We start from the raw sequence: 5000 nt of genomic DNA on the forward strand, positions 1-5000 counted from the left end.
GGCTGGGCCTTGCCGATGGCGTAGGCGACCTGGACCTCGCAGCGGTCGGCCAGGCCGGCCGCCACGACGTTCTTGGCGACCCAGCGCATCGCGTATGGTCGCGGTCGCCGTCATGACGTGCCCCCTCCTTCCGTGGTCCTGGTCTCTTCGTCGATGCCGATGCCGGTGCGGGTGCCGGGTCTAGAAGCGGAGCCGCCGCCGGGGCGTCGCCCCGGGTCCCGCCGCACGGCCGGCGGCTCGGGCGTCGTGGAGGCGCGCACCACCAGGCGGGGCGGCACGGTCACCACGCGCGGCTCGTGCTCGCCCTCCTGGAGCCGGTCGAGCAGCAGCTCGGCGGCGGCCCGGCCACGCTCGGCCGACCCGAGCGAGACGCTGGTGAGCGACGGCCACGAGGCCGCGGCGAGGTCCGTGTCGTCCATGCCGACCACCGCCACGTCCTCCGGCACACGCCTGCCGGCCGCGCGCAGCACGTCCAGCGCGCCGAGCGCGATCAGGTCGTTGGCGCACAGCAGCGCGTCGACGTCGCCCACCCGGTTGAGCAGCGCCGCGACCGCGCGGGCGCCCTCCGCCCGGTAGAAGTCGCCGATCTCCACCAGGTCCTCGTCGTACGGCAGGCCCAGCTCGGCCAGCGCCTCCCGGTAGGCGGCGCCGCGGGCCGCGCCCGGCACGGTGTCGGTCGGGCCGTTCACCAGGGCGATGCGGCGGCGGCCGAGCCCGTGCAGGTGGTCGACGGCCAGCCGGACGCCGGTGCGGGAGTCGGCCCGCACGTTGTCGACGGGCGTGCCCTCGGGCACCGAGCCGATGACCACGACGGGCGCGCGGGCGGCCGCCAGCATCTGCAGGTGCGCCTCGGTCACACGCAGCGGCACCATGATCATGCCGTCCACGTAGCGCTCTCCGAGGCTGTGCAGCACGTCGATCTCGTCGGCGACGACGGCGCCGGTGGAGTGGAGCACGAGGCGGTATCCGGCTGCCTTCAGCACCGGCTGGATCTCGCGCAGCATGGCCAGGTACGCCGGGTTGCCGACGTCGGCCATGGCGAACGCGACCTGGTGGGTGCGCCGCGACTTGAGCGAGCGGGCGACGGCGTTGCGCACGTAGCCGAGCTCCTCGGCCGCGGCCATCACCTTGCGCACGGTCTCCTGCCGGGTGGGCAGGCCGTTCAGCACCCGCGAGACGGAGGCGATGGACACGCCCGCGCGCTCGGCGATCGTGGTGATCGTGGGTCCCTGTGCCAACGTCGTCCTTCCCGGATCGTAAACGTTTCCGGCATGGTTCTGTAAACGTTTACGGTGTTTCGGACATGAAACCCGGACGCAACACAAGGGTCAAGTCACGATCACATAACGCCAGGTCAGCGCCATGTCTGACAAACAGGGCAGACCTTCGGCAAGGTATCGGTCATGGAATCGGCACATACGGGTGACGGGGCGGCTGGGGCTGGGAGCGCTCCCGTGGGCCGTGGTGGTGGGTTCACCACGGCCCCGGTGACTGGGCGCGCGTCACGGCGGGCGACCGGTGAGGCTGCGGAGCGTGCCCCTGGAAGGTCACCGGCCGCGGTCGGCGGGTGGGGGCTCGCGTGCCTGCCGTAAAGGATCTCTGAGGCAGGACCGGCCACGGCCCCGCGCCGGCCGTGCATGCCTTGACGGGAAGACCCGCCGCGGCGAGACGTCAGGAGCGGACGGGAACCACCACACGCGGGTGCTCGGTGTCCAGGGCGCGGATGGCCGGGGCGCCCGTGAGGGCGACGACCGCCGCGAGGACCGCCGGGACGAACAGCGCCACCGGCAGCGAGGACGCCTCGGCGACGTACCCCAGCACGGCGGGCCCCACCAGCAGCCCGCTGTAGCCGAACGCCGTCACCAGTGAGAGCGCCCGGCCGACCTGGCCGCCGGCCGCGCCCACGGCGCTGAAGATCACCGGCACCACCGTGGCCAGCCCGACCCCCGCCAGCGCCCACCCCGTCCAGGCGCACACCACCCGCAGCGCCTCGCCGACCAGCGGCGAGACGAGCACGAGGACGTACCCGCAGGTGGCGAGCAGCCCGGCGAGCTGGATCGTGCGCACGGAGCCGAGCCGGCCCCTGATGGGGTCGCCGAGCAGCCGGATAGTGGTCATGGCGACGGAGAAGATCGTGTACGCGATGGGCGCGGCGGCCGGGTCGGTGCCGAGCACCCAGCGGGCGTGGAGGGCGGCCCAGTCGATGGCGGCGCCCTCGCTCAGGTGCCCCGCGAACGCGGCCAGGCCGAGCATCGCCACCAGCCCCCACCGCAGCCCCGAGCCGGCCCGGGCCCTGGAGCCGTCACGCCGGGAACCGGCGGCCCCCTCCTCGGACCCGGACCCGGACGTGGCCTCGGACCCGGACGCGGCCTCGGACTCGGACCCGGACGCCCGCGCGGGCAGGAGCAGCCGCGCGAACGGTATGTACACGAACGGCACCGCCACGGCCGCCACCACGAGCAGCGCCTGCGCGTCCAGCCCCGCCTGCAGCACCAGCGCCGTCAGCCCGCCGCCGGCGGCCCCGCCCAGGCTCCACGTCCCGTGGAACGCGGAGATGATCGGCCGCCGGTAGGCGTGCTCGACCTCGACGGAGTGGGTGTTCATGGCCACCTCCGTCACGCCCAGCCCCATGCCGAACACCACGGCCAGCACGGCCAGCCACAGGTACCCGGGGGCGAGGGCGGGCCCCAGCAGCACCGCGGCCGACACCGGCCCGGAGAACCAGCAGACGGCCCGGCTGCTCCACCGGTCCACGAGCGGGCCGGCAACCAGCATGGACACCAGCGCGCCACCCGAGATCAGCAGCAGCACACTGCCGAGCCGCGCGGGGCCGAGGTCGAGCCGGTCGTTGAGGGACGGCAGGCCGGCGGCCCACAACCCCATCACGAACCCCGCCAGAACGAAGTAACCGAAAACCGCGATACGGGCACGTCTGGCCACTGCATGACTTATGTTCACGGCTAGAGCATAATCATGGATGTGAGGACGACACAATGGCGATGACCCCGAACCCATCCCTGCCCCCCATCCGGGCGTCGGGCCCTGACCCCGCTCTCGGCGCGGAACCCGGCACAGGGCCCGTGACGAGTTCGGCCATCGGCACCGCGGCGAACGGCACGACAGCCGGCGGGGTGACGGGCGGGGCCACAGCCGGCGGGGCGGCGGGCGGGGCGACGACCAGTGGGGCGTTGCGGGCTCACAATCGGGTGCGGCTGTTGCGGGCCGTGCACGACTGCGGGGCGAGCCTGACGCGTTCCCGGCTCACCCGCGACCTCGGCCTCGCCCGCGGCACGGCGTCCGTCCTGGTCGGCGAGCTGGCCGAGGCCGGCCTGCTGCACGAGGAGCCGGCCGCCGAGCACGGGCGCGGCCGGCCGACGCAGGTGCCCGGCCCGCACCCGTACGGCCCCCTCGCCCTGGCGGTGGACGTGCGGGAGGACGCCTGGGAGCTGGCCGTATGCGAGCTGGGCGGCCGGGCCACGGTCCTGGAGGTGCGCCCGCACGACGGGACGCCCGAGGGCGCGCTCGTCCCCCTCGGCGCGGCGCTGAGGAGCCGGCTCGACCACCTGGCCCCCCGCGTCGTCGGCACCGGCGTGGCCCTGGCGGGCCCGGTGCGCCCCGGCGGGCTCGTCGACATCGCCCACCTGCGATGGAACTCGGTCGACGTACCCGGCCTGCTCGGGCTGCCCGAGCCGCCCGTCGTGGGCAACGACACGGCGTTCGCGGGGCTGGCCGAGGCGCGGCGGGGCGAGTTGCGCGGCGTCGCGGTGGGGCTGCACCTGCACGTGGACTTCGACCTGGGCGGGGTGCTGATCGTGGACGGCCGGCCGCTGGGCGGGGCCGCCGGGATCGGCGCCGAGTTCGGGCACATGCCGCTCACCGGCGGTGACGCGCCCTGCATGTGCGGGGCCCGCGGCTGCTGGGGGCAGGAGGTGGGCACGAACGCCCTGCTGCGCCACCTCGGCCTCGCCCACGGCGGCGGCCGGGGCCGCGACCAGGCCGAGCGGCTGCTCGCCGGCGCGGCGGCCGGTGACAAGAGCGCGGTGCGGGCGGTGACGTCGTGCGCCGGCGCGCTCGGCCGGGGCATCGCCGCCCTGGTGAACGCGCACGACCCTGAGGTGGTGACGTTGTCGGGGTTCGGCGTGGACCTGCACGCGCGGGCGCTGCCGGCGCTCATGGAGCGGTTCGGAGGCGGCCTGATGACGATCCGCCGCGACCGGCCGCCCCGGCTCGCGCCGTCGGCCCTCGGGTGGCGCGGCTCGCTGATCGGCGCCATGGAGTCCGTCTTCGACGCCTTCCTGACGGTCGAGGCCGTGGACCGCTGGCGCCGGACCCGCTGCTGAGAGCACCCGGCTCCCGGACACACCCGACCTTCTGGACGAACAGCCGCCTGACCGCATCAGGCTGTCGGACGCGCCCTCCGGCCCGCGAAAAGGGGCTGCGACACGCCCGGATGCCGGAATGTGATGCAAAACACGCAGAAGGGGTGAAACCCCGCAGCACGCCGGACGCCTCACCCCGTCCGGCGACCTCGGAACGGACCATCCCGGCAGGCCACGCTCAAGGCCGTCCGCGCCGGGAGCGACCACAGGAGGCGGCAGGAGACCGTAGCCCAGACTGGAGACGGCCGCCCGGAAGGACGCCGCCGCGCGGTGATCCCGGGATCGGGCTGCGCAGAGGCGAGCCCGGCCGGCCGCCCGCGCTCCCTCGCCCGGGTCAGGAACGCCGGCAGGGCCGCCCACCTGGGCTTTTTCCGGCGGCTGAACGGTTCTCACCACTCCGCCCCTGGGCCAGGCGGGCCCAGCGGCCGCGGCACGCCATGACGGCGGCCCGGCAGGCCCGGCCGGCGGCCTCGGGCGGAGCCGTCCAGGCCCTGGCCGGAGGCCGTTTCCCGGGCGCGGCGGGCGGCGTCCCGCTGTCGTCTCCCGCCGGCGGCGCACTGCGCCCGGTCGAGCCTGATCAGCGTCTGGTCGAGGATGTGGTCCTGGTACTTGTCGAGGGCC

The 5000-nt window shown here is 75.0% G+C and carries 4 protein-coding genes and 1 pseudogene; 1 reads left to right on the forward strand and 4 read right to left on the reverse strand.

Annotation, left to right across the window (positions count from 1 at the left end):
* The 3 genes and pseudogenes from ABZS51_RS42200 to ABZS51_RS42210 form a co-directional block, all read right to left on the reverse strand.
* Positions 1 to 95, reverse strand: a pseudogene (locus ABZS51_RS42200) (methionine adenosyltransferase domain-containing protein); the annotation flags it as partial.
* A gap of 15 nt (positions 96 to 110) precedes the next feature.
* The gene (locus ABZS51_RS42205) at positions 111 to 1238 is read right to left on the reverse strand and encodes a LacI family DNA-binding transcriptional regulator (protein ID WP_355453832.1); all 1128 of its coding nucleotides are present in this window, start codon (positions 1236 to 1238) and stop codon (positions 111 to 113) included.
* Between the two features lie 433 nt (positions 1239 to 1671).
* Positions 1672 to 2940, reverse strand: coding sequence for an MFS transporter (locus tag ABZS51_RS42210; RefSeq protein WP_355453835.1), 1269 nt, complete (start codon positions 2938 to 2940; stop codon positions 1672 to 1674).
* A gap of 140 nt (positions 2941 to 3080) precedes the next feature.
* Between ABZS51_RS42210 and ABZS51_RS42215 the strand changes: the two genes are divergently transcribed.
* Positions 3081 to 4340 (forward strand): ROK family transcriptional regulator, encoded by a 1260-nt coding sequence (locus ABZS51_RS42215; protein WP_355453838.1) that lies wholly within the window; start codon positions 3081 to 3083, stop codon positions 4338 to 4340.
* A 428-nt stretch (positions 4341 to 4768) separates the two neighbouring features.
* Here ABZS51_RS42215 and ABZS51_RS42220 read toward each other — a convergent pair.
* The coding region (locus tag ABZS51_RS42220) for a hypothetical protein (RefSeq protein ID WP_355453841.1) at positions 4769 to 5000 on the reverse strand (232 nt) is incomplete at its 5' end.

It is taken from the genome of Nonomuraea sp. NPDC005501, assembly GCF_040605905.1.
Classification (GTDB): Bacteria; Actinomycetota; Actinomycetes; order Streptosporangiales; family Streptosporangiaceae; genus Nonomuraea.